This is a genomic window from Picosynechococcus sp. NKBG15041c (assembly GCF_055380235.1).
Genome location: NZ_AP040363.1, coordinates 2,754,913 through 2,778,635, shown reverse-complemented (window position 1 = coordinate 2,778,635; position 23,723 = coordinate 2,754,913). Strand labels below are relative to the sequence as shown.

Genomic DNA, 23,723 nt, shown 5'->3' with positions numbered 1-23,723 from the left:
TGCCCCTGAATTTGAATTGTCATGGATAAATTTCGTGTTGAAGTGCTCCGGTCTACCCCTAATCCTCAGCAAACCATCTGGAGCGCTATGCACCAAGACTATTGCGAAGAATTTGTCTGGGAGCAGCAGAACAATTTCCCTGATGAGCAAAAAGCAGGGGAGCTCATTGTTAAACATCTCTTGGCGGGTGGCCGTGGTCACTATGGCCCCCTAGAGCATCCACAAATTGTTTTCAATGTGGGCTATTTTCCCCACTCGATGATGCAGCAAATCCGCACCCATCGCGTTGGGGTTTCCTTTGATGTCCAATGTTTGGCCGGGGATACGGAAATCACATTTGTCCGAGCTTCTGGTTCCTTGCGAAAAATTAAAATCAAAGATCTTCATGATCTTTGGCACAACGGCGAAAAAGCAGTACGAGAACGCAAAGTTCGTGGCCGAAAAGGTGAACAACCAGGTTTTTATCGGCGTGACTGCAAAACTCGTTTACGCAAAATGTCCCTGCGGGTTCTTAATGAAGATACTGGTAATTTCGAAATCGGCCACCTCCAAGACGTTATGAGTAGCGGCGAGCAGCCCGTTTATCGCTTGACTTTAGCGGATGGAAAAACCCTCGATTGCACGACCAATCACCGTCTCTACACAACCCAGGGTTGGCAACATATGGGAGATGCCCTTGGTTTAGTAACGGGGGCTGAGCATCAGGTTTTAGCGATGACAAAAACCTGCGAAGTGATGACCAATGGTGTGGTGCGGCCCGACGCTCTCTACAGTCAGCAAACTTGGTTAGCAGAGCAAGTAAAACAGGGATTGAACGCTCGACAAATTGCTGACATCTGCGGCTGTTCAGCGGATGTGATTCGCTACTGGGCTAAACAGTTCCAGCTTAAACTCCCCACTGGTCATCAACGAGGTCTTAAAACAGTCGTTGGTAATGGTCGCTATCGCGATCGCGCGTGGTTACAACAGCACCTAAATCAAGGGCTCCATGCTGATGAAATTGCTGCTTTGGCCAATTGTTCAATTGAGGCGGTGAAGAAATGGAGTTATCACCATGGCTTGCCATTAAATAAACGGCCATCTGGGACAAAGCAACCTTGGAATAAGGGTTTAACTGGCTATCGTCTAGCCTTGTCTGAAACGGCGATGGAAAAGCGGCGCCAAAATGCGCGACATTCTGTCAAACGTGGTGCAGATTCTCATTTTTGGCGAGGAGGCACTGCCACAGAGCGACAATACATTGGTACCTGGACGCGCCAAATAGCGCCTAAGGTCCATGAAAAATTTGACTATACTTGCCAGTCTTGTGGCCAACGAGGGGGTCAATTACAAGCCCATCACCTTGTGCCCGTCTTTGCGGATCCATCCCTCGCCTATGAGTTTGAAAATTTGGTTCCCCTATGTCAGGAGTGCCATCAACATCTCCACCAAAATCATTTGGAAGCAGAGTTTGCACAGCAATTTCAACCAATTCGACCATCTGAAGCTTGGGCCCCTAAACCCACAGCTAGTGGGCGTCGTTTAAAGGCTCATCCTGTGAAGATTGTTGCTGTGGAGTATCTTGGCATTCAGCCCACCTATGACCTGGAAGTACAAGGACCTTGGCATAATTTCGTGGCCAATGGCGTTGTGGTGCACAACTCTTTCCGGTACACAGGGCAACGGATTATCGATGTGGCAGAAGGGAAGCGAGATGTGGAAGAGGTATTCTATCTGCGCCCCGTGGGGAAATATGACAACCGCCAAGGGAAAAAGTATTTCTACTCTGAGGAACAGCGTCAGGCAGATAAAGAATGGTGCCTGGCAGCCTGCGATCGCTATCGGCAACGGATTAACGAGGGGCTCGCGGAGGAACATGCCCGTAGCCTGATTCCCTTTGATGCACGGCAACATTTCGTGATGAGCTGCAATGTGCGATCACTGATGCACCTGTTGGATCTGCGTTGGAAAAAAGATGCGCAACTGGAGGCCCAACAACTTTGTGAGTTGTTATTTGTTCACTTTGAATCTTGGTGTCCAGAAATTGCCGCTTGGTATGCAAAAAATCGTGCCCAAAAAGCCCGCTTGTCTCCTTAAGATTTCCTTTAGATTCGTCTGGTGATCGCCAGATGAATTTACATAACAATTAACATTGCTTGGTAATTTGTAATGTTTCGAAAACAAGAGAAAAAGCGCTGATCATCTCTCAAAACCAAGAAATTAAGCAAATTATTCAGTAATTTCGCTGAAGAAAGTCAAAGAATTTTGTGAAAAATCCGTAATCTCTTTGGATTTTCCTTTTAAGATAGAGAAGAGTCACCTTAGCTTGGTTGTGATGCCTCGAATTTTAGTTATTGATGATGATCCGGCGATCGCTGAATTAGTAGCGATCAACCTCGAAATGGCAGGATATGATGTTACCCGCGCCGAAGATGGCATTAAGGGGCAAGCCTTAGCGGTGCAACTGCAACCCGACTTGGTCATGCTCGACTTAATGTTGCCAAAAGTAGACGGATTTACGGTCTGCCAGCGAATTCGCCGGGAAGCACGCATTGCAGATGTGCCGATTTTAATGCTGACGGCCCTCGGTCAGACCCAAGATAAAGTAGACGGCTTCAATGCTGGGGCTGATGACTATCTCACCAAGCCCTTTGAGGTGGAAGAAATGTTGGTGCGGGTAAGGGCTTTGCTACGACGGAGCGATCGCATTCCCCAAGCAGCAAAGCACACAGAAATTTTGAACTATGGCCCCTTAACCCTCATTCCAGAGCGATTTGAGGCAATTTGGTTTGATAACAGCATCAAACTGACCCATCTAGAATTTGAGCTTCTGCATTGCCTACTCCAGCGCCATGGTCAGACTATTTCCCCCAGTGAAATTCTCAAGGAAGTTTGGGGCTATGATCCCTCCGATGATATCGAAACGATCCGCGTTCATATCCGTCATCTCCGCACAAAACTAGAACCAGAACCCCGTCGTCCCCAGTACATTAAAACAGTCTATGGGGCGGGTTACTGCCTTGAACTTCCTTCCCGGGTAAGCCAAGACCATTCTCTGAATTTGCGTTCTTGATCTCCTGATTTGTCCCACGAACCCATCGCTTACAGGTAGTGGAGTAAGTGGAGTCCCCAATGCCTGAGGCGATCGCTCCGGGCGAGGTGACCCCAAAGCACCTGGGTCAGGAGCCAGCGTCGGAGGGGAAGACGTAACTGTTTTAGCAAGAGCCGTTGTAACCCCCAGCCAAGTAGCCCGAACACCACGAGGATCGGCAAAATCAATAACGGTTGGGCCGAGATTGTAGCCCAACTGATCGCTACACTGATCAACACAAGGGCGATCGCCAGCAGCCATGCCAGTTTCCCGAGCCACCGTCCTTGACCCTGCCAAGGCAACTGAGCCCATAGCTGAGCCATCAGCCATGCCTGTACCTCTGCAAGTTGGTAATAGAGAGAAGGAGAAAGTAAAAGATCCTGGGCGACCTGGTGCAAGATATCACCATCAAGGCCCAAAAGAATTTTTGTAACATCAACGCCTTCATAGCGCAGGACAAAAGAAAGGGAACACTGCGGCAAGTTATGTTCTCGTAGTAACACATGCGCCCGCCAAGTCTGGCAAAAAGTATCGGTAAAACTGAGGTTTTGTCCTTGAGATTTCGCCTGTAGTAAAGTGAGCAATCCCCCGTGGTCCAACGAAAAAATCACCCCATGGCATAGGGTCAATTGGGGGGTGAGGGGTTCGAGATCAAGGCGGACGTAAGAATCAGCAGGAATGGTCACAGAGAAAAAAGTTAGGGCAGATGAGTTGGGGCGGAACGTGTAAAAATTCGTTTGGTCCTCGGGCGTCGTTGGGGCGATCGCCCCTGGAAACTACCCTGGACGAGGCCCATCAGAAAACTGAGTAAACCTTGCCATTGCTGGGTACTGGTCTGAATATTCTGTTGGTGTATCTGAAGAATCATAGTGCTGTGGGGATGGGTCAGGAGGGCTGCCGCGTAGGTATTGTTGATCGTGCCATCGAGTTGGAGGACTGTTTTGGCTTGGATCAACTCCGGCGAGCTCGTCGTTGTGGCAGGGGTTCCGCCTTGCTGTTGCTGTTTGCGCCACTGCTGATCTAGGGCTGTTTTGAGTTCGCCCACCTTCCGGAGGCAGCACAAAAACTGGCGATCGCCCAACAATTTTTGCAGTTGCTCTATTTCCTCGGCATTCCCCAAGGGATTGGGAAGAGGAGATATCTCTGGAGACAGTGTTTCTGGCTCTATTAAGCTTTGGTCATAAAGCAGACTGCTGGGTTCCCGGAGGAGTGCTTGGTACTGGCGCTCTAGTTGCGATCGCAAATTTAGATAAACAGCCTGTAGTTCTAGGGGGCAATGCTGTTGCGTTAAATCAACGCGGTTGAGGCGATAGAGCTCTTGATATACCATCCTCGGGATAAAGCGCTGGCCATCGATGGTCTCGACCACCATCGTGTTCACTTCTAGGGTCGTTGCATCCCAAAAAATTTGATTAAGGGACTGGATAAACTGGTGCATGGTCTCCGCCGGTTTAGGTTGGCGGATTGTCATTTTGGTATGGGGGGGCGGAGCAGGGGGAGTCATAGCAGACCAAATGAAATGAAATCTTCAGGAAAACACAGCTAAACGTTAGGGCTCATCTTCTAACAGCAACAGTGAATCATCTCCAAAATCTAAGTCATCTAAGTCAGCACTATCGAGGGCAGTTAAGTCATCTAAGTCGAAATCATCAAGGGGAATGGGCATTTCGCCTTCAGAAACCGACAAATCTGGGGTTAATTCATCCCAGCCTTCGCGATCAGCGTTAGTTCCAGCTTCCCCCAGGGCCGCCCAACCTTCTTGGTCATCTGCCCCCGGGATTGAACCGGAGTTTTCATCGAGTTCCCCGGACAGATCGAGGCTATCTAGCCAACTGTCGTCTTCGAGACCACTGAGGTCGGCGATCGCCCCGCTGCCATTGAGATGCCCAGAGACATGATCAAGGGCGGGCAAGTCTTCCATAGAATCATTGTCCTCTGACCAAAGATCAATGGTTTCTGGTGGCAGGACGCTGGGATCGAGGTTTAGCTCAAGGTCAGCAATCTTCAAGTCAAGGTCAGCTTCAGCCCCAGTCCCTGGGGGAAATAAATCCATATCACTTTGGATGACGGTTTCCGGGTCAGGGTCTAAATTAAAGGCGAGATCATCGGGCAGGGCGTTGAGGTCTGAAAGGGCAATCTCATCTAAATCTTCTAAGTTAAAGCGATCGCCAGTTTCGGTTAGGGGGGTCACCATCTCTTGGCCGAAATCATTGAATTCCCCTGTATCAAACTCTAACGATGTTTCAGGATCACCGAGTTCCGCAAAATTCCCTAAGGATCCGGTAAAGTCTTCTTCTGCTCCATTCAGGGCCTCCAGCGAAAAACCTCCCAAATCTACAAAATCAGCTTCGGCGATCGCCCCATCGGGTTCTGGGGTTAGATCAATGGCATCAAGGTCAAAATCAAACACATCGGCTACTGCATTATCGTCATCGAGACCTGTAGCTAAGGGCATCAGGGATTCATCATCCTCTTCGGCCAAGCCCCCTAGGGTAAACTCTTCATCTTCCCCAAGGTCACCGAGGAGATCTGCCTCTGGAAAATTAGCCTCCAGATCACCCATGGCATCACTTGTGTCAAAAGCGAGTTCTGGGTCTTCATCAATCGCACTGAGAAGATCGATATCAAAATCACTTAGGGCATCGTTGTCCTCAAAATCCAGTCCGACCGCTTCATCTAGTTCTGCAACGGCATCATCTCCGGTGAAGCCTAAGGAAAAATCTTCTGCTTCGTCCCCCAAGGGATCTGTCGCTTCGGCACCCAGGGTTAATTCTTCGTCAAGACTGAGGTCTAGATCTAGATCCGTATCTTCATCGGCAGCGGTATTTAGCATGCCCAAGGAACCAGCTTCGAGCTCATCGGAAAGATCAGCTAGGTCTGAATCGGTGAAATCATCGTCTAGCGTTCCGGAAAATTTGTTGTCAGATTCAGCCTCATGATCTGGGGCGATCACCCCAGTCCCATTGGCCACATCTTCATCCAGAAAGTCATCGAAATCTTCTGCACTGAGATTGAGCAATTCATCGTCAGAGAGTGCACCGAAGGTATCCCCTGGAGCTTCTTGCCAAGCAAACTCAGTATCCTCAACTGCCCCATCATCAGCAAAAAATTCTCCTTGGCGATCGTCCGTTTCACCTACGTCCCCATCGCCTAAGGCTAGATCTTCTAAAGCAGCAGCCACTGCCTCAGCGTCAGTGCCAAGGGCATCATCGAGCCCGAGAGCGACATCGGCCCCTGAATCTGCTTCTGTGGCAAGCTCTTGATCATCTTGATCAAGCCAATCTTCTGGGAGTGGTGGCAAGGGCAATAAGTTCGCCTCAGACTCCGGCTCATCAAGGGAGGTGACCTTTGTAACAGCGGGATTATTCTGCCAGTCTTGCTTGAGTAGCTTAAATAAAGCGTCATCATCAACGGCATCTAGGTCTGTGGCCCCAGGCGTGACCTCAGGATCTGGCGTCTCTAACAATTCATTTAAATTGGCGATCGCCCCACTCGTTTCTGTCACATCATCGGCAAAGGGATCCGGTTCAAAATCTGCCAAAGTCGGCACATAGACATTTTGGTCATCCACCACAGCATCTGCTGTTTCTCGCCGATCACCTGACTGTGCCCAAGCTTCCAACTCCAGCCCATTAGCAGGGGGGGCAACGGCCGGTAAGGGTGCTTGGGACAATCGCTCCGTTGCCCCTTGGGGTGTCTGAGGAGGTTCAGGGAAGGGCTCAATCACCTTGACCGTTTGGGTGGCGAGGGTCTGATTCGGGATTTCTAAAAATTTGAGATCTAAAGGTGCCTCTGCATTCGTGAGACGGTCGTATTGCTGGAGGGTGACCAAGAGCTGAAAAAGCTGCTGTAGCCCTTGGACATTTTCTTGGATTTTGCGATTGCCCTGGCTCACCTGTTGCTGGTGAAAGTGCTGGAGATGTTGGTATTGTTCCGTCCCTAAAAGGTCTGCACCGATTTCGTTCTCGACGGTGCCGTTGATCAAATCAAGCTCGGTATGGAGGCTCTTACTGGGGTCATCAGTGTCACCCTGGTCTAAGTGACGGACAACCCGCGTGGTGATTTTGAGAACCGTTGCCTTACTCGCCACCATCGTAAAAGCTTTGGAGAGATCGCCACTGCGGAGGGCTTGCTTGAATTCATCACTTAAAGACATGGTGGAAGTGCTCCTTAGTCGCTTATCTACAGCTGAATTGGGGATCCCAGTACAAACCCATCAACGGGCGATCGCCAGCAGAAAGAATCTGGTATCTCGCCTTGTTTCTTCTCAGAATATCCCATCGGTTGAATCGCGCTGATCATTTGCCAGCAAATGTAACATGGGGCTAATGTTTGCCGCTTTTTAGGGCCAGAGTTGCGCCACACCATAGCCGAGATGGGCCAGCATTTGCCGCAGGAGGGGCAAGCTTAAACCGATCACATTACTGTGGCAGCCTTCGATTTTTTCGATGAACAAACCTCCTTTCCCTTCGAGGGCAAAACAACCTGCACATTGGAGGGGTTCACCGCTGTTAACGTAGGCTGTGATCGTGGCATCGTCGATCGCCGCAAAGTGAACCTTCGTTACCCCATGGCGGATAATGCTCTGGCCTTGGGTTTGGTCTACCAGGGCATGGCCAGTATAGAGCAGGCCATAATGACCTCGCATGGCCTGCCACCGGGCGATCGCCTCTGCCGGGGAATCAGGCTTACCAAGGATTTCTCCCTGGACATGGAGCACTGAGTCACAACCCAAAATCACCGCATCACGCCGATGCTTTGCCACGGTTTGTGCTTTGGCCTCAGCTAGGGCTTCTACCAAGTGGGCCGGATCTGCATGGTCAATTTGTGACTCATCAAAATTACTGACATGCACAATAGGGTTGATGCCAATGCTTTGGAGGAGGCGGCGGCGGGCCGGGGAAGCGGAGGCAAGGACAAATTCCATAGAAACCTAAGGGAGAGAAGGAGCAAAATAAGGTTGCTTTTACAGCGTACCCAAGGGAATCGGGCGGGGGATCAAGGTTTTGACAAAATTTGCCATTGCCCTAAACTTTGAAAGACTTGGCCATGCCATTAAAGAGTTTTTCCACTTGGGGCCAACGGTTTTCCCGGGTAGATAGATTGAAGGTATAGAGTTTACCGAGTTTGACAGCGACGGTGGCCAGGTCATGGCGCATTTGCCCGTCGGGAAGAGCCACCCGGTATTCCAGGGTGTAATAGGTTTGGTCGAGCTCGGTACGGCTTTCGGCTCGAATCAATTCCGGTTGGCGATCGCTATTTTGGCTTGCTTCTTGCATAAATCGATAGCCGACATCGGTGGGCGTGCCGAGATCTGCCAGCTTTTTGTCGGCGGGCACATCACTAATGATCACGCTCAGATTTTCTGAATATTCCACCAAATCCCGAAAAACCACATCGACCCCACTGTCACTATTCCCGACATTGACGGGAATCCAACCGTTGGGATAGAGAAATTGGTAGCCATAGGTGCCGTTGTTATAGCCTTGGAGGCTGCCGATGCCACCACAGGCGGTTGTGAATAAACAGATAATGACGATCAACGCCGAGGCGATCGCCTTTTTCCATTGTCTATGTACCATTGTTCACCTCAGGAACTGCAAAAATAACGCGAAAAAACCAGAGCTTCCGCGAGAATATCCTAGCGAAAACCCTGGCTCCCATAAAAATTAATGCAACGGAAATAAGCCCTAAACAGCTTCTTCCGTTTCAAGATTAAAGAGCATTTGCAAGGATTGCAGGCACACCCGCCGCGCCTCAATATCCTGTTGAGCCCGTAGTTGCACCATCGGATCATGGAGAATTTTATTGACGATCCCCCGGGTCAAGGTTTCAATCACTTCCTGGTGCTTTTCTTCAAACTCCGCCCCCAAGCGCGATAGGGCTTTTTCCAATTCCTGCTCACGGATGCTTTCGATCTTGCTACGCAGAGAACTAATCGTCGGCACTGTTTCCAAGGATTGCCACCACTGAATGAAATTGTCTACTTCTTCTTCTAAGAGAGCTTCGGCTTCCTCGGCCATTTTACGACGGGAGGCTTGGTTCTGGGCCACCACTTCCTTGAGGGCATCGACGTTATAGAGTTTTACGCCGCCAAGATCTTCCACGTCGGCGGCAATGTTGAGGGGTACGGAGATATCGATCAACATCACCCGCCGAAAATCTAAGTTTTCTAGGTCGGCTTTACGAATAATCGGCTCTGTGGCGGAGGTACTGGTAAAGACAATGTCAGACTTCTCAATCACCTTAAACATGTTCGGTGAGAGGGTCAGTTGCAGATCGATTTCGGGAAACTTGGCCGCGAGCTCCTGGGCACTTTTTTCGGAGCGGTTGACGATGGTAATGTCTTCGGCTCCCTTGGAAATAAGATGCTGCACTAAGAGGCGGGACATTTTTCCGGCGCCGATGATCGCAATTTTTTGATCGGATAGATCTTGAACTTTCATCTGGGCCAATTCGACGGCGGCAGAACTGATCGATACGGCCCCTGTGCCAATATTGGTTTCGCTGCGCACCCGTTTGCCAGCGGTGATCGCCTGTTTAAACATGCGATCAAGTAAGCGTCCAAGCCCTTTGTGCTGTTGGCCGAGTTTGTGAGCGGTCTTCACCTGGGCGAGGATTTGGCCTTCTCCGAGAACAAGACTTTCTAGGCCCGCGGCAACCCGCAATAAGTGGCGGATGGCATCTTGGTGAAGCAGGGTAAAGAGGTAACGGCGGAGGCGGTGGAGTTGGAGTTGTCCGGTTTCGGCGAGGAATTGGCAAATTTCCCGCACGCCCTGTTCGGTTTCCTGAACGACGGCATAGATTTCGAGGCGATTACAGGTACTAATTACAGTCACCTCTTCCACGTGGGGATAGGATTTGAGGTGGGCGATCGCCTCATCCATTTTCGCTTCTTGAATACTGAGTTTTTCACGGATTTCGACGGGGGCTGTCTTGTGACTCAGGCCAACAACAACGATGTTCATGGGTTTTCTCTAAAGGTTTTGCTCTCTAGGGCTTCAACATCCAAGGGAAGCGCAGAGTTCTATTAAAGGTGTTTTTTAACTTCCTATGCAATGTAGTCTCCGAACATTTCGGGACAAAAGGTTTTGTAAAGAAAGTTTATTTTTACTTAACGTAACGCCCCTGGCCCCATGGCAGCAAAAAGGGCGATCTCCCTGCGGCGATCGCCCTTTTTTGCTTAAATCAAACTAACCCTAGAGTTGGATTGTTTGGGGGTTGTCCCACATGTGAATCGTGTCGACAAAACGAGCCGTCATGGATTGGCTGGAAATAACCAAAGACTGGGTGCGAGCGCCACCATGGAAGAGGCGCACACCTTCCATCAGAGTGCCTGGGGTAATCCCACAGGCCGCAAAGAGGACAGTCTCACCAGAAGCCAATTCTTCCGCTTCGTAGACCTTGTCAGGATCCGTAACGCCCATAGACTTGAGGCGTTCGATGTTGTCTTCACGGCTCCAGCCAGCGCTTTCGGGGGTGTTTACATCCGCAGGATCATAGATCAATTGACCCTGGAAGTGACCACCAAGACAACGCATTGCCGCAGCACTAATTACCCCTTCAGGTGCAGCACCGATCCCCATAAGGGCATGGATGTTTGTCCCTGCAAACGCGGCGCAAATTGCCGCAGAAACGTCACCGTCGCTGATTAGACGTACCCGTGCACCAGTGGCCCGGATTTCTTTGATCAAATCTTTGTGACGGGGACGATCCATCACGACGATCACGAGTTCTTCAGGATCGCGACTGAGGCATTCAGAGAGAATTTTGATGTTTTCGGTGGCAGATTTACGAATATCTACTTTTCCTTTGGCGGCTGGGGGGGCAGCAAGCTTCTTCATGTAGTAGTCGGGGGCATGGAAGAGACCGCCTTTTTCGGAGATTGCCAGCACTGCCATGGAGCCGGGTTGACCATTTGCTACGAGGTTTGTGCCTTCACAGGGGTCAACGGCGATGTCGATTTCGATTAATTCATCGGGGTTACAGTAGGTTTTTGCATCTTCGCGGGTACAGATCCCCACTTCTTCACCGATGTAGAGCATGGGGGCATCATCCCGTTCCCCTTCACCAATGACAATGCGACCGCGCATATGGATTTGGTTCATGCGTTCGCGCATTGCTTCGACGGCCACTTGGTCAGCGGTGTCTTTTTCGCCCATCCCCATCCACTTAGCGGAGGCGATCGCCGCTTGTTCGACGACTTCAATGATTTCTAAACCGAGGGTACTTTCCACGCTTGTTATCCTCCAGACGATGACTGGTTATCTAAATTCAGTCATTAAGTTTTTTATGTAAACACCCCAAAGTCTATCAGAGAAAGGCGATCGCCTCAGAGGATTCCTCGAAAAGTTTTTCCCCCACAACCTAGTCCCCAAACCCCTAAAGAAAATAAGTCACAAAGGTATCGTAGAGCAGCGTTAGGTTACTTTGGCTGTAGTCATGGCGCAGCGATATCGTAGGGACGACGGCTTGGGCAAGGTGCTTGAGATGGGCTTCAACTTGATTGGGATCGCGGTAATAGGTCTCGATTCCTTTGAGGATTGGGCAAATCACAGGGGAGGTAATAATATTCGGGTCTGCTCCTTGGGGAATGAGGGGATAATGTTTGAGATATTCAAATTTAAGGGTGGGAAAATTGGCGATCGCCTGGGTAATTTCCCGGCAACATTCCCGGGTGAATTCCTGAACAAGGAAACGCTGGATCGAAGGTTGGAGGCCAAAGTGAGGGCGTTGATTGTCTTTTTTTTCGAGGAGAAAGCGTCGATCAAGGGAACGCACCGCATCCCACACTTCACTGGCGAAGGGCATTTCTAGATGATAATTCGACTGGAGCTGCTCAAGGGTGATCGATTTGCCCCAAAGCATCAGCCAATACAACACTTCCTGTTCTGAGTTCGAGATATGGCAAGTCAAATTGTAGAGAATATCCCGGAGGGTATTACCACCGATCACTGTCTCTTGATTTTGGAATTGCGCGATGGAGCCGCCATACCACTCCTGAATACCGGACGCGATGAGGCGTAACTTGAGGGGATTGCCCCGGTAAGTTTCAACAAAATCAGCCCAAAGCTCTGCATCTTGCAGTTGATATTCCTGGAGAATTTGTTGGGCGAAAAGGTTGCTTAGGCCGCTCACAATTAGGGATGCGACCCTGGGGTTTTCTGCTGCGAGCGCCTCTAGGGAAGGGGAATGTTCTCGAGAAATAACGACCACCGTACCGGCCATGGGTTCTTTGGCGATCGCCTCAAGAAATTCTAAATAAATTTCATGTTGTGGCTGGTAGTTGCCCGACAAACAAGCCCTGGCAAACAACAATTCCCAATGATCAAAAACTAAGATCTGTGATTGTTTCTTTAGATAGGTCTGAAGTTGGGCGATCGCCCCGGCATTACCATCACCCAATTGCCATTGCTGTTGGATCAAGGCGAAATTATCTGCGAAGGTCAATCGCTCACTGATGTTACACCAGAGGGTCTTGGGGGAAAGAATCGGGTGACTTCGCAGGACCTCACTCACGAGGGTTGTTTTCCCGATCCCGCCACCACCCAAAACAAAAATTAAGGACTTCTCCCCCTGCTGCAACCACTGGGTCAAGGTCAAGGCTAAAGATTCTTGATTATAAAAAGCATGCTTATTTTTGGGGATACCTCGGTAACGCAATGCACCTGGGGTAAGGGCTTGACACTTATCTGCTGCTACCATGCCGTTGGGCAAAATCTTTTCTACTGCTGCTTTTTCTGCTTCTGAGAGCTGCTCATACTTCGTGGTTAAGGCCAGGGATAGGGAACGAATGCCCACCCGTTGATTGCAGTAGCGCCCGATGCGCTTCCAAAGATCTGGGGCGATAACCCGTTTGATGTAACTGGGGGAATAACCATCTACTTGAATATCTTTGAGCTTATGCCCTTCTAACGCTCGCAACAGCAGCTCTTGGCGCAGTCCATCCAGGGGAGTTCCATGCTTGTAACTCAGCCAAATGGAGAGCTTTAGGAGTGTGAGGTTAGTCATATGGTACTGTGCGATCGGTAGAAAAGACCCGGGAAAAAGACAATGCTCTGCCACACACTAAGGCGACTACCCAACAGTTTATCTGTATTCCTTTCTTTCCTGGTGCGATCACTAGAAAGTTGTGAATAATATGAATTTATGAACAATGTGACTTTTATCACAGCCTAAAAATCCAAAAGACTCTCTAAACAATGTATTTTTGGCATAAGTAACAAAATATTTTTGACCAAACAGTCAAGCAAAAAGACGTTAATTCAAGTCCGTCGGTAATTTATGGCAGAAATGGCGATCATTTTTGCAGTGATCCCAGTCGGGTCGGCCAAAATTTTGGCGATCGCCCCCAGCGGCAAAAAATCCTTTACCATCAACAAAAAAACAGAGAGTCTATTCCGGCCACTCAACACATTTAAGTAAATAATTGGGGAATTCATGGACATCAGCGCGGCGTTACCAGCCTTTGTCATCACGTTACGGGAAGGTTTTGAGGCGGCTCTTGTGGTGGGCATTGTTCTGGCTTGCCTCGCCAAAACAGAGCAAATGTCTCTGCAGAAATGGGTCTATGGGGGAATTGTTGCGGGCTTGGGGGCGAGTGTTTTGGTGGGTTGGGGGATCTGGGGCTTGCTCCTGGGGCTCACCACAGGAGATGGAATCTATACGCCCATCGTGAAACAAGTTCTGGAAGGGAGTTTTGGGGTAGTGGCGATCGCCATGTTGAGTTGGATGCTGATCTGGATGACACGCCAAGCCAAATCACTCAAAGCCGAGATCGAAGGTGCTTTACAGGGGGCATTGCAGAAGACCGAAGGGGTTGAATGGGCAGTATTTTCTCTGATTTTTATCGCGGTTCTGCGGGAAGGATTTGAAACGGTGATCTTTATGGTGGCCCAGTTTCAGTCGGGCTGGGTATTACCAGGGGCCGGGGCGATCGCCGGGCTGTTGGTTGCGACCATATTAGGGATTTTTCTATTTGCCTTGGGGGCGCGGATCAATGTCAAGCTCTTTTTCCAGGTGATGGGGATTTTCTTGCTGTTGATTATTGCCGGCTTGGTGGTCGGTGTTCTCAAGCATATTGACCAGGCGATCGCCCTTTTTGTGCAGGTACAGCCCCAATATCAAGCCCTCTGCATTTCCCCCGGCCCTGCTTGCGTCCTCGGTGTGCAGCTATGGGATTGGTCGGAAACTTTACCAGATAAGCAATTTCCAGGGATCCTCTTAAAATCTCTTCTGGGTTATCGCCAAAAAATTTATCTTGCCCAGGCGATCGCCTATGTCCTCTTTTTAACCTCCGTAGGGACTATTTATCTCCAGAGTCTTGGTCTTTTTTATAGACCCAAAGAATCCAGCTAAAAATGCTTGAAAAGATATTACTCAAGCCAATCCCCAACGGATTTCTCCAGTAGAATTGGAATAGGAAAAGTTAGTGCAAAATCCTAGCTTTATTCTCGCTTCAAAATAGCAATTCAACCATAATTGCGATTCCCCTTCCCATTGGTGAGGTTTACAATCATGTCACGCCTATTCTTGTCGGCTGCTTTTGGCTTAGCCCTGTGCTACGGTGCTCTTTTCCCAAAACCAACAGTTGCCCAGGACCGCGCATTATGGCTCTATGACGGTGAAGAAGAAACAGTCTCCGGTTACTTTTATGCAGGGGAAGATATCTATGCCAGTTGCGATGAAGATTGCTATGACTTAGATCTATTCCTCTATGACTCCGCTGGCCGGATTGTGGACTCAGACACCCTAGATGATTCCTTTCCCATCGTCCAAGCGCCCTATGAAGGCAACTTTAGCGTCCGCGTCAAAATGTACGATTGCGCGCACACTGCTGGTTGTGCCGTAGAAGTTAGTTCCGATTATGGTTTTTAGGGTCATAAATCAAGCCATATCTGTAAAACAAGCTCTATTCTTCGAGGGCTTGGTGAAAAAAAGAAATATAACTGCCTTGAGCTTGGGCGCACAGCGCTCTCTTTGCAGATCTTGTTTCACCCTGGCTGTCCGGTAATTTTTGACATTTAAGTCAAAAATAAAAAGCTTGGCTTCTACCCAAATAAGTGGGAATCTTGCCAAGCTTTTATGCTTTTCTAATACGCCAATATTTGGGGTTGACTCGAGACAATCACCCTAGAATATTGTTTTCAAAAAATCCAGCATGCCATTCCACGATTTCAAATCAGCCTGGGGGTCGTAGTCGCTCGAATCCCACTTGGTGAAAGAGTGGAGCGCTCCTCCATAAATTTGCATATCATAGGTCACCCCAGCTTCATTGAGATCCGTCGCTAATGCAGCTACTTCTGCCATGGGCGCCACGGGATCAGCAGAGCCATGGAGCACCAGCATGGGCCCTTGGGTTTGGCTGTAGTCTTGTCCTTCGGGTAGGGTTAGACCGCCGTGGAACGAAACAAAGCCATCTAAGTCGGCCCCGGCTCGGGCCATTTCTAGGACCGCAGCACCACCGAAGCAGTAGCCAATAACTGCCACTCTACTAGGATCAACTCCCTCAAGTCTTTGGGCAACGGAGAGGGCCGCCATGAGGCGATCGCGCATTAATTGGCGATCGCCATAGAGCTTACCGCTTTCTGCCTGGGACTCCGCCACATTTTGCGGACGGACTCCTTGGCCATAGAGATCCACGGCGAATACCGTATAGCCCTGGGTGGAGAGCATATTCGCACGCATTTGTTCATAACGATTGAGACCATCCCAATCATGGACCAAGAGCACAATGGGTTGATTGTCCCCAAAGCCTTCATTGCGAGCGACATATCCTTCAAATTCTTGGCTGCCAATGTTGTAGGTTAAAGGGTAAGCTACCACATCCGCTTGGACGGGTTTTTGGATGCCCATTAAGCCCACAAGCCCAGCCAATAAAAAGATTTTTCGTAACATCTTTAAGGGTCTCTCCTCAGCATTTATACAATCACTAATATCGGGCCAGTTCACGATCAGTTATGGCGATCGCCAGCTGATCCAGCCATCACATTGTAGCGACCCGAGAAAATGCTGTTAGTCCGATCGCTGTCTAAGTCTGCATAAGTTTTAGTCCCTCGCCACTAGTCCCCCAGTAATAAACATCCACACGAAAAAATTCTGCCGCTTACGGGCTCTCATATGAAAAGCGCTTTATCTAATCAAATTTCGCCCCTATTGCTCTTGTTCTCAATTACCCTTGGGGGATGTGATCTCCAAAGTATTACCCCTTTTCTAGACCAGACATCCCCAGAAGAAAGCCCAGTAGCGACAGCCTCAAACCCCGAAGAAACACCATCTGAGCCCATAGCACCCATCACAGACCAGGGAGAACAATCTTTTACCCTTGATTTTGAAACAGGAGATTTACATGGTTGGACCCAGACAGGAGATGCCTTTCAATTTCAGCCGACCCTAGACGATAATCCTACGGCGCGCGATCGCGGTATGCCTGCTCAGCATCAAGGGCGCTACTGGATCGGCACCTATGAAAAATATCAAGGACAGGCCGGTCAAACCCCAGGGGAAATCCAAGATGATGCTCCCCAAGGTACATTGACTTCCCCGGAATTTACCATTCCTGGAGGCACACTTTCTTTTTTAGTCGGAGGGGGCAGCGGTCCAGATACTCGTGTTGAACTTTTGGTCAATGGTCAACCCGTCTTGCAAGCTTTTGGGCAAGATACGGAAACAATGACCCAGGAAATTTGGGACTTAACACCATTCCAGGGCAGAATAGGCGTGCTTCGCATTGTTGACCAATCTTCTGAGGCCTGGGGCCATATCAATGTTGACGACTTCCGTTTCAGTGAACCGCTGCAGGGTGCCATCGTCCCGAGAAATACTCCGTCTGGGGAGATGACAGGAAGTAACTTTGATGGAACCTGGGACACTACTTGGGGTCAGATGACATTAAGCACTCAAGGTAATACGACGGCAGGCTCCTATGGCAATGGAGAGTCCACGATTTCTGGCATCGTCACTGGTGATACTTTCACGGGCTATTGGGTTGAAACTGCGGCGGCGAGGTCTTGTGACACCCAAAAAAATGGCTCTTCCTATTGGGGAGGTCTCAGTTTTCGGCTAGTAGATGGTGGCAGTCGCTTCGAGGGCAGTTGGAGTTATTGCGATGATCCGGTCAGTGATGGTGGTGATTGGACGGGCACGAGACAGTAGATCGAGCGTTGGCAATCTTCCTTAAGTCAAAGCTCACAACTCAATCATGTTTATCGAGGTTAAACCCATGTCCATTAAAAATTTAGTTTGGTTATCAATCGGGGCAGCGATCGCCTTCATCACAGCCTGCAGCCAGTCTGTTGATTCTGCCAAGGTGAACCCAGAAGTACCCGCAACAGCAGAAACACAAAATACTGGGGGAGCCCTTTCTCAATCGAGGAGTCAGACAGCAGAGCCACCGGCCCCGGCGTCACCAACCCTGATTGCCCAGGTGCCGACACCAGATAGTCTTTCGCCAGAGGGATTACGCTACTTCCAGAACATGGGCCCCCTCGAGTATGCAGCTCGTCTGAGTGGTGTCCCTGATCTACCAGCCTGGCGGGTCAGACTTCGCCTATCACCACCGACTCTCATTGACGATGGCCGAGAGCAGCTAAATACGGTGACTGTCGATCACTATAATCTTTCACCAACGCTCTATCAGGATTTAGTGGACAACTATGGCGCGGCAAATGCCGACCCAAGCCTCAATAATCGATCGCCCCATCGGGCTTGGTCTTTTACCTTTATGCCCATTATGGGGAGGACCGCTGAATTGCTGCCAGAATATACCGAGGGTCAAACCTTTCCCTTCGAGAGCAAAATAAATGAATCCTGTGATTTTGTTGGCAACTGCACTGATTTGAGTTTTTTAAATTTTGACGGCAGTGAATGGCGGGAAGCAACGACCCTCTCCCCAGAACAAGCCCCCTGGGAAAGTGACTCCCAAGCAATTTATGTTTTAGTGCGGGCCCTGGCGCAACAGGCAGGTTGGTATGACCCAAGCTTAGGTTGGTTGCCACCGACGGAAGTTCCCGAAGGCACTTCCGAGGCAAGACCCTGGGTGGAAGTTTTTATTGATAACTATCCGGGCAATGGCGGTGGCTATCAGGGCATCTGGTTAGAACGGGTTGCCGATGACAGTGTGCAACAGCTTGTTCATGGGGTGTTTTATGAGCCCGCCAACTCGCAAATTTATACCTTTGAGAGCTACCGTTGCCATCGCACTTCGCCCCCAGGCAGTCTGAGACTCCTTTGTCCTTAAATAATGAAAAGGGCAGAAGCACCTAGATAAGCCCAATGGCTTCACGAAAATTGCGCTTTTTCTGGCGAATTTTAGCTCCAGTGACACATGCCGTTAAATTTTCTGCAAAATACCGCAAAATAAAAGCAATTAACCTTGCTGAAGGAGAACGAAAACTGTGGCTGTGGATTTCGATATCGTTGTTATCGGCGGGGGGTCTGGGGGCTTAGTGGTGGCGAGTGCAGCGGCGCAGTTGAACGCCAAAGTTGCCCTCGTCGAAAAAAACCGCCTGGGAGGAGATTGTCTCTGGTCTGGCTGTGTACCCAGTAAATCTTTTCTCCATGCGGCGAAGGTCGCCCATCAGGTACGACAGGCAAGGCAGGTCGGAATTTGTGCCGAGGCACCGGAGATTAACTTCCCAGAGGTGATCGGCCATGTGCAGAAGGCGATCGCCACCATCGAACCCCACGACTCCCCAGAGCGCTTTCGGGAATTAGGGGTGGAGGTCATTTTCGGTGAAGGACGATTTCTCAATGAAACAACTTTCCTGGTCAATGGCCGCAAACTGACGGCCCGGGCTTTTGTGGTGGCCACTGGCTCTCGAGCGACCATCCCAGCCATAGAAGGACTCGAAGCCGTCGACTTTATCACCAATGAACAGGTATTTTCCCTTGCGGAACAGCCAAAATCTCTGGCGGTGATTGGGGCAGGGCCGATGGGTTGCGAGTTGGGCCAAGGGTTTCACCGTTTGGGCACTGAGGTGACATTGATTACAGGGGGCGATCGCCTGTTGCCAAAAGAAGAGCCGGAGGTGGCCGCCGTTCTGGAGCAGCAATTTATCCAGGAGGGGATCAAAATCCTCAAAAATGCCCGCTTGAAACGAGTGGAAGTGGTCAAGGGGAAAAAACACCTCTACACCGAAGATGATTCCCAGGTGGCGACGATCGCCGATGAAATTCTCTTGGCCACTGGGCGATCGCCCAACGTCCAATCTCTCAACCTAGAAGCAGCAGGGGTGGAGTACAACGACCAAGGGATCTGCGTCAATGAAAAACTACAAACAACCAATGGTCGGATTTTTGCCTGTGGCGATGTGATTGGTGGCTACCAATTTACCCATGTGGCGGCCTATGAAGCAGTGGTCGTCTTACAAAATGCCCTTAGTCCCCTGAAATTGTTCCTTAAAAGTACCAACTACCGCGTCATTCCCTGGGCAACCTTCACCGATCCGGAAGTGGCTCGGGTGGGGTTCACCGAGGCGCAAGCCCGCCAACGCCACGGCGATGTGCTCGTTTTTCAATTGCCCTTTGCGGCGGTAGATCGGGCCCAAGCAGAAAATAAGACCGTGGGCCTCAGTAAACTGATCACCCGTAAAAATGGTGAAATTCTTGGGGCCCACTTAGTTGGCTCACAGGCCGGAGAGCTGATCCATGAGATTGTGCTGGCGATGAGCTATCGCTTACCCGTATCGGCTTTGACGGGGATTCATATTTATCCCACCCTGAGCGAAATTAACAGTAAAACAGCCCTGTTGTTAGCGAAGAAAAAATACACAGACAATGTGAAACTCCAGAACTTTTTGACGAAGTTTTTTAGCTTTCTCCGCTCCATTTAGGTCGCCAGATAGCATCGGCAATTTTTGCCACATCGATCATCTCTGGGCCGTCATGGACCCGGAGAATATCTGCTCCAAAGGCGATCGCCCCCGCACAGGCCGCCGCTGTCCCCCAGACCCGTTTTGTGGGATCGCTTTCGTTGAGGATATGGCCAATAAAGCTTTTACGGGACGGCCCCACCAAGAGAGGATAACCTAAGTCACGAAAATCTTGGAGATGGCGGATGAGGTCATAATTTTGCAGGGCTGTTTTAGCAAAACCGATGCCTGGATCGAGAATCAGGTGCTTTGGGGGGATTCCTAAGACCAAGGCTGCATCGATGCGTGCTTGGAAAAAAGTTTTCAGATCGGCCATTAGATCTTGATAGTCGGTGAGGCTCTGCATGGTTTCGGGTGTACCCCGGATGTGCATCAAAATAATCGGCACGGCCAACTCTTTGACCACTGTTAACATCTGGTCGTCAAAGGTCGCCCCGGAAATATCGTTAATTATGTCTGCGCCGGCGGCGATCGCCTGTTGTGCCACGGCGGCCCGGGTAGTGTCGATGGAAATGACCGTTTGAAACCGTCCGCGGATCGCCTGAATCACAGGAATGGTACGCTCTAGCTCTTCCTCTAGGGAAATTTGCGCCGATCCAGGGCGAGTAGACTGGCCGCCAATGTCAAGGATATCGATGCCGGCGGCGACCATTTTTTCCGCCTGGGCCAGGGCTGAGGCGACAGAATTAAACTGGCCCCCATCGCTAAAACTGTCGGGGGTAACATTGAGGATGCCCATCACATAGGTGCGATCGCCCCAGGTGAAGGTTTGATTCCGGAGGGTCAGGAGTTCCATGGCTCTACAGCTCCACAATCACGGGGGTATGGTCACTGGGTTTTTCCCAACCGCGCGGCTCCCGGTCGATCCAACAGCGTTTCGCCTGGCCGTAGAGTTTTTCTGTGAGATAAATGTGATCAATGCGCCAACCGCGATTGCGACTAAATCCCTTTGTGCGATAGTCCCACCAGCTAAATTGGTCTGCATCTTGATTAAATTTGCGGAAGACATCCTGAAAGCCGAGGTCTAAAATTTCCGTCAAGGTTTCCCGTTCCACTGGGGATGCCATGATGTGGTCTGCTTTCTTTGGCATATAAATATCGCGGTCTTCCAGGGCAATATTAAAGTCGCCACACATTAAAATACCTTGGCCTTCGGCCACGAGTTTTTCTAAATAAGGCTTGAGTACCCCAAACCAGCCCAGTTTGTATTTATATTTTTCGCTACCGACGGCAGAACCATTGGGCACATAGAGATTCACCACCCGCACATCCCTGAGCATCCCAGAAATTACCCGCTTCTGGTCGTCGAAATCCTGGGCGATCGCCTCACCGACGATGGGCGCAAAACCAGTCACAACATCCTGTAGCGGTTCGCGACTGAGGAGTGCCATCCCGTTATAGGATTTTTGCCCAGAAATGTAGACATGGTAACCCAGGTCCTCAAAGGGTTCCCGGGGAAAGTCTTCATCCACCACCTTCGTTTCCTGGAGGCAGAGAAGATCGACCCCTGTGGTTTCTAGCCATTGACTGATGTGGGTTTGGCGAGAACGCACCGAATTAACGTTCCAGGTGGCAATTTGCATGGGCTTCGAAAATTGGACTTAGCTAATTTACCGCAGTTTGCCATGGAAGATGCTAATCCAGCCAGGGCGATCGCCCGACCTTTGACCGTCACTATTCCCTTAACCATAGACTACACATAGTAATCTTTTTCAGTAAATGTTTCAGGCAAAACATAGAAATCTTTTGATATCGCTATAAGTTTGCAAAAGGAATTCCCCAATCACCGCCCCGTAAACCTTACCTCAGGCGTAAAAGACTTACCACAAGGGATTTCTTGAAAGTTCGCCCAGGATAAGGATGTGGTATTTTACAAAAGTTAACTTGACTTTGTTGAAAATAATTCTAATATAAAATCAGTCTTTTATTGAGATAAATAAGCAATAAAGGATTGGCTTGATTAGAACGAACACTCTTTAAAAATCACGATGCAAACCTACGATAATCCAGACGTTAGATACGAATGGTGGGCGGGTAATGCCCGTTTTGCCGACCTTTCCGGGCAGTTCATCGGCGCCCATGTGGCCCATGCCGCACTGATCGTTTTTTGGGCAGGAGCCTTTACCCTGTTTGAAATTTCTTACTTTGATCCAAGCGTACCGATGGGAGAGCAAAATCTCATCCTCTTGCCCCACCTCGCAACCCTTGGTCTTGGAATCACAGGCAACGGCACTATCAACACAGAGCCCTATTTTGTGATTGGGGCGATCCATCTAATTTCCTCGGCGGTTCTGGCTGCTGGGGGGTTATTCCATGTCTTGCGTGGTCCCCAGGATCTGAAAGCCACCACGGGTCGGGCCCGTCGCTTCCATTTCGACTGGGAAGATCCCAAACAATTGGGCCTCATTTTAGGTCATCACCTACTACTACTTGGCCTGGGGGCATTTCTCCTGGTCGCTAAGGCCATGTACTTCGGTGGTTTGTACGATACAGCGACCCAAACTGTCCGTTTAGTGACAGCTCCCACATTGGATCCGAGCGTCATTTATGGCTATCAAACCCATTTCGCCAGCGTTGACAATCTCGAAGATATTGTCGGTGGTCATATCTATGTCGGTGTATTACTGGTAGCTGGTGGGATCTGGCATATTCTTGTGCCGCCGCTCCAGTGGACGAAAAAAGTCCTTTTGTTCTCTGGAGAAGCAATTTTGTCCTATTCCCTTGGGGGAATCGCCCTAGCTGGATTTGTGGCGGCCTACTTCTGCGCTGTCAATACCACTGCTTACCCTGTGGAATTTTATGGACCTGGGCTCGATGTCAAACTCAGCATTGTGCCTTACTTTGCAGACACCATCGAGTTACCTTTCAACCAGCACACCTCTCGCGCTTGGTTAGCAAATGCCCACTTCTTCTTCGCCTTCTTTTTCTTGCAGGGCCATCTCTGGCACGCCCTTAGAGCCATGGGATTTGATTTCCGCCGGCTTGAAAAAGCCCTTAACCCCGCAGATCTCTAAGGCGCTCAGGGCCAACTAACGACAGCTTTGTCAACACAGATTTTCCTCTCATCGACAATCGGGTTCCATTTAGTGATTTTGGGACCTTTTTTCTTCTTTAGGTCATTTATTGAATCATTTTTTCTCTACATAACCTTTGTTTTGTTGGACTTGAATCATGGCTAAAATTGGTTTGTTTTTTGGAACTCAAACAGGCAATACAGAAGCTATTGCCGAGGCGATCCAAGCAGAATTTGGCGGCTCAGATATCGTTACACTTTTTGATGTTGCTGAAGTTGATACAGAGGCGTTAAAAGATTTTGATCAGTTGATCATTGGCTGTCCCACTTGGAATGTAGGCGAAATGCAGTCAGACTGGGAAGCGCTTTATGATGACCTTGATCAAGTAGATTTTTCGGGTAAAACAGTTGCTTATTTTGGCGCCGGCGATCAAGTAGGCTATGCAGATAATTTTCAGGATGCCATGGGCATTTTAGAAGCAAAAATTTCTAGCCTCGGTGGTAAAACGGTCGGGCAGTGGCCTACCACTGGTTACGAGCACAGCGAATCCAAGGCGGAGCGAGATGGTCAGTTTGTGGGTTTAGCCATTGATGAAGATAATCAACCGGAACTAACTGAAACACGGATTCAAGAATGGGTTGCCCAGCTCAAGGTGGCCTTTGGTCTATAAATTAATCCAGAGCCAGTGAGGAGAGAATATCTTTTTTCTCATTGGCTTCTGTTTTTTTATCATTAAATTGCTTAAAAGTCAGATTCTTTAATATTTCT

The 23,723-nt window shown here is 49.6% G+C and carries 21 protein-coding genes; 9 read left to right on the top strand and 12 right to left on the bottom strand.

Annotation, left to right across the window (positions count from 1 at the left end; translation table 11 throughout):
* Positions 1 to 21 precede the first annotated feature (21 nt).
* The gene (gene thyX / locus ACZ45B_RS13335; protein WP_024545734.1) at positions 22 to 2,076 is read left to right on the top strand and encodes an FAD-dependent thymidylate synthase; all 2,055 of its coding nucleotides are present in this window, start codon (positions 22 to 24) and stop codon (positions 2,074 to 2,076) included.
* A 238-nt stretch (positions 2,077 to 2,314) separates the two neighbouring features.
* Positions 2,315 to 3,052, top strand: a complete 738-nt coding sequence (locus tag ACZ45B_RS13330; RefSeq protein ID WP_024545735.1) for a response regulator transcription factor — start codon at positions 2,315 to 2,317, stop codon at positions 3,050 to 3,052.
* Positions 3,053 to 3,081: 29 nt separating this feature from the next.
* On the opposite strand, the gene ACZ45B_RS13325 is transcribed toward ACZ45B_RS13330, so the two are convergent.
* The 9 genes from ACZ45B_RS13325 to ACZ45B_RS13285 form a co-directional block, all read right to left on the bottom strand.
* Positions 3,082 to 3,756 carry a hypothetical protein gene (locus ACZ45B_RS13325; RefSeq protein ID WP_024545736.1) on the bottom strand — a complete coding sequence of 225 codons (675 nt, stop codon included), beginning with the start codon at positions 3,754 to 3,756 and terminating at the stop codon, positions 3,082 to 3,084.
* A gap of 11 nt (positions 3,757 to 3,767) precedes the next feature.
* On the bottom strand, positions 3,768 to 4,574 hold the full coding sequence (locus ACZ45B_RS13320) for a hypothetical protein (protein WP_024545737.1): 807 nt from the start codon (positions 4,572 to 4,574) through the stop codon (positions 3,768 to 3,770).
* A gap of 45 nt (positions 4,575 to 4,619) precedes the next feature.
* Positions 4,620 to 7,226: a hypothetical protein gene (locus ACZ45B_RS13315; RefSeq protein WP_024545738.1), complete on the bottom strand. Its 2,607-nt coding sequence runs from the start codon at positions 7,224 to 7,226 to the stop codon at positions 4,620 to 4,622.
* 186 nt (positions 7,227 to 7,412) lie between these two features.
* The gene (locus tag ACZ45B_RS13310; protein ID WP_024545739.1) at positions 7,413 to 7,997 is read right to left on the bottom strand and encodes a Maf family protein; all 585 of its coding nucleotides are present in this window, start codon (positions 7,995 to 7,997) and stop codon (positions 7,413 to 7,415) included.
* A gap of 100 nt (positions 7,998 to 8,097) precedes the next feature.
* Positions 8,098 to 8,652 (bottom strand): photosystem II reaction center PsbP, encoded by a 555-nt coding sequence (gene psbP / locus ACZ45B_RS13305; protein ID WP_024545740.1) that lies wholly within the window; start codon positions 8,650 to 8,652, stop codon positions 8,098 to 8,100.
* Positions 8,653 to 8,760: 108 nt separating this feature from the next.
* Complete coding sequence (locus ACZ45B_RS13300) at positions 8,761 to 10,038, bottom strand: glutamyl-tRNA reductase (protein WP_024545741.1); 1,278 nt, start codon at positions 10,036 to 10,038, stop codon at positions 8,761 to 8,763.
* Positions 10,039 to 10,269: 231 nt separating this feature from the next.
* On the bottom strand, positions 10,270 to 11,307 hold the full coding sequence (gene glpX, locus ACZ45B_RS13295) for a class II fructose-bisphosphatase (RefSeq protein ID WP_024545742.1): 1,038 nt from the start codon (positions 11,305 to 11,307) through the stop codon (positions 10,270 to 10,272).
* 145 nt (positions 11,308 to 11,452) lie between these two features.
* Complete coding sequence (locus tag ACZ45B_RS13290; protein WP_096415492.1) at positions 11,453 to 13,081, bottom strand: NB-ARC domain-containing protein; 1,629 nt, start codon at positions 13,079 to 13,081, stop codon at positions 11,453 to 11,455.
* A 254-nt stretch (positions 13,082 to 13,335) separates the two neighbouring features.
* Complete coding sequence (locus tag ACZ45B_RS13285) at positions 13,336 to 13,512, bottom strand: hypothetical protein (protein ID WP_158505983.1); 177 nt, start codon at positions 13,510 to 13,512, stop codon at positions 13,336 to 13,338.
* On the opposite strand from ACZ45B_RS13285, the gene ACZ45B_RS13280 reads away from it, so the two are divergent.
* Entirely contained in the window at positions 13,511 to 14,428 is a 918-nt protein-coding gene (locus ACZ45B_RS13280; protein WP_024545745.1) for an FTR1 family iron permease, read from the top strand. The genes ACZ45B_RS13285 and ACZ45B_RS13280 overlap by 2 nt on opposite strands.
* 159 nt (positions 14,429 to 14,587) lie before the next feature.
* Positions 14,588 to 14,947, top strand: coding sequence for a hypothetical protein (locus tag ACZ45B_RS13275; RefSeq protein ID WP_024545746.1), 360 nt, complete (start codon positions 14,588 to 14,590; stop codon positions 14,945 to 14,947).
* Positions 14,948 to 15,202: 255 nt separating this feature from the next.
* Here ACZ45B_RS13275 and ACZ45B_RS13270 read toward each other — a convergent pair whose 3' ends face one another.
* Complete coding sequence (locus ACZ45B_RS13270) at positions 15,203 to 15,967, bottom strand: dienelactone hydrolase family protein (protein ID WP_024545747.1); 765 nt, start codon at positions 15,965 to 15,967, stop codon at positions 15,203 to 15,205.
* A gap of 222 nt (positions 15,968 to 16,189) precedes the next feature.
* Between ACZ45B_RS13270 and ACZ45B_RS13265 the strand changes: the two genes are divergently transcribed.
* The 3 genes from ACZ45B_RS13265 to ACZ45B_RS13255 all read left to right on the top strand — a co-directional run bounded on the left by ACZ45B_RS13265 (position 16,190) and on the right by ACZ45B_RS13255 (position 19,902).
* Positions 16,190 to 17,224, top strand: coding sequence for a hypothetical protein (locus ACZ45B_RS13265; protein WP_024545748.1), 1,035 nt, complete (start codon positions 16,190 to 16,192; stop codon positions 17,222 to 17,224).
* Between the two features lie 67 nt (positions 17,225 to 17,291).
* Positions 17,292 to 18,308, top strand: a complete 1,017-nt coding sequence (locus ACZ45B_RS13260) for a hypothetical protein (RefSeq protein WP_148293425.1) — start codon at positions 17,292 to 17,294, stop codon at positions 18,306 to 18,308.
* A gap of 157 nt (positions 18,309 to 18,465) precedes the next feature.
* Complete coding sequence (locus ACZ45B_RS13255) at positions 18,466 to 19,902, top strand: dihydrolipoyl dehydrogenase family protein (protein ID WP_024545750.1); 1,437 nt, start codon at positions 18,466 to 18,468, stop codon at positions 19,900 to 19,902.
* Here ACZ45B_RS13255 and folP read toward each other — a convergent pair.
* Both folP and xth read right to left on the bottom strand, forming a co-directional pair.
* Positions 19,880 to 20,737 (bottom strand): dihydropteroate synthase, encoded by an 858-nt coding sequence (gene folP, locus ACZ45B_RS13250; RefSeq protein ID WP_024545751.1) that lies wholly within the window; start codon positions 20,735 to 20,737, stop codon positions 19,880 to 19,882. The two genes, ACZ45B_RS13255 and folP, sit on opposite strands and share 23 nt — an antisense overlap.
* Before the next feature lie 4 nt (positions 20,738 to 20,741).
* Positions 20,742 to 21,524, bottom strand: coding sequence for an exodeoxyribonuclease III (gene xth / locus ACZ45B_RS13245; protein WP_024545752.1), 783 nt, complete (start codon positions 21,522 to 21,524; stop codon positions 20,742 to 20,744).
* A 405-nt stretch (positions 21,525 to 21,929) separates the two neighbouring features.
* Here xth and ACZ45B_RS13240 point away from each other — a divergent pair, with 405 nt between their 5' ends.
* On the top strand, positions 21,930 to 22,955 hold the full coding sequence (locus ACZ45B_RS13240; protein WP_024545753.1) for a chlorophyll a/b binding light-harvesting protein: 1,026 nt from the start codon (positions 21,930 to 21,932) through the stop codon (positions 22,953 to 22,955).
* 157 nt (positions 22,956 to 23,112) lie between these two features.
* Positions 23,113 to 23,625: a flavodoxin FldA gene (fldA, locus tag ACZ45B_RS13235; protein WP_024545754.1), complete on the top strand. Its 513-nt coding sequence runs from the start codon at positions 23,113 to 23,115 to the stop codon at positions 23,623 to 23,625.
* Positions 23,626 to 23,723 lie beyond the last annotated feature (98 nt).

Coding starts and splice junctions, on each gene's coding strand:
- thyX (WP_024545734.1), top strand. CDS start 22: ATGGATAAATTTCGTGTTGAAGTGCTCCGGTCTACCCCTAATCCTCAG.
- ACZ45B_RS13330 (WP_024545735.1), top strand. CDS start 2,315: ATGCCTCGAATTTTAGTTATTGATGATGATCCGGCGATCGCTGAATTA.
- ACZ45B_RS13320 (WP_024545737.1), bottom strand. CDS start 4,574: ATGACTCCCCCTGCTCCGCCCCCCCATACCAAAATGACAATCCGCCAA.
- ACZ45B_RS13315 (WP_024545738.1), bottom strand. CDS start 7,226: ATGTCTTTAAGTGATGAATTCAAGCAAGCCCTCCGCAGTGGCGATCTC.
- ACZ45B_RS13310 (WP_024545739.1), bottom strand. CDS start 7,997: ATGGAATTTGTCCTTGCCTCCGCTTCCCCGGCCCGCCGCCGCCTCCTC.
- psbP (WP_024545740.1), bottom strand. CDS start 8,652: ATGGTACATAGACAATGGAAAAAGGCGATCGCCTCGGCGTTGATCGTC.
- ACZ45B_RS13300 (WP_024545741.1), bottom strand. CDS start 10,038: ATGAACATCGTTGTTGTTGGCCTGAGTCACAAGACAGCCCCCGTCGAA.
- ACZ45B_RS13290 (WP_096415492.1), bottom strand. CDS start 13,081: ATGACTAACCTCACACTCCTAAAGCTCTCCATTTGGCTGAGTTACAAG.
- ACZ45B_RS13280 (WP_024545745.1), top strand. CDS start 13,511: ATGGACATCAGCGCGGCGTTACCAGCCTTTGTCATCACGTTACGGGAA.
- ACZ45B_RS13285 (WP_158505983.1), bottom strand. CDS start 13,512: ATGAATTCCCCAATTATTTACTTAAATGTGTTGAGTGGCCGGAATAGA.
- ACZ45B_RS13275 (WP_024545746.1), top strand. CDS start 14,588: ATGTCACGCCTATTCTTGTCGGCTGCTTTTGGCTTAGCCCTGTGCTAC.
- ACZ45B_RS13270 (WP_024545747.1), bottom strand. CDS start 15,967: ATGTTACGAAAAATCTTTTTATTGGCTGGGCTTGTGGGCTTAATGGGC.
- ACZ45B_RS13265 (WP_024545748.1), top strand. CDS start 16,190: ATGAAAAGCGCTTTATCTAATCAAATTTCGCCCCTATTGCTCTTGTTC.
- ACZ45B_RS13260 (WP_148293425.1), top strand. CDS start 17,292: ATGTCCATTAAAAATTTAGTTTGGTTATCAATCGGGGCAGCGATCGCC.
- folP (WP_024545751.1), bottom strand. CDS start 20,737: ATGGAACTCCTGACCCTCCGGAATCAAACCTTCACCTGGGGCGATCGC.
- xth (WP_024545752.1), bottom strand. CDS start 21,524: ATGCAAATTGCCACCTGGAACGTTAATTCGGTGCGTTCTCGCCAAACC.
- ACZ45B_RS13240 (WP_024545753.1), top strand. CDS start 21,930: ATGCAAACCTACGATAATCCAGACGTTAGATACGAATGGTGGGCGGGT.
- fldA (WP_024545754.1), top strand. CDS start 23,113: ATGGCTAAAATTGGTTTGTTTTTTGGAACTCAAACAGGCAATACAGAA.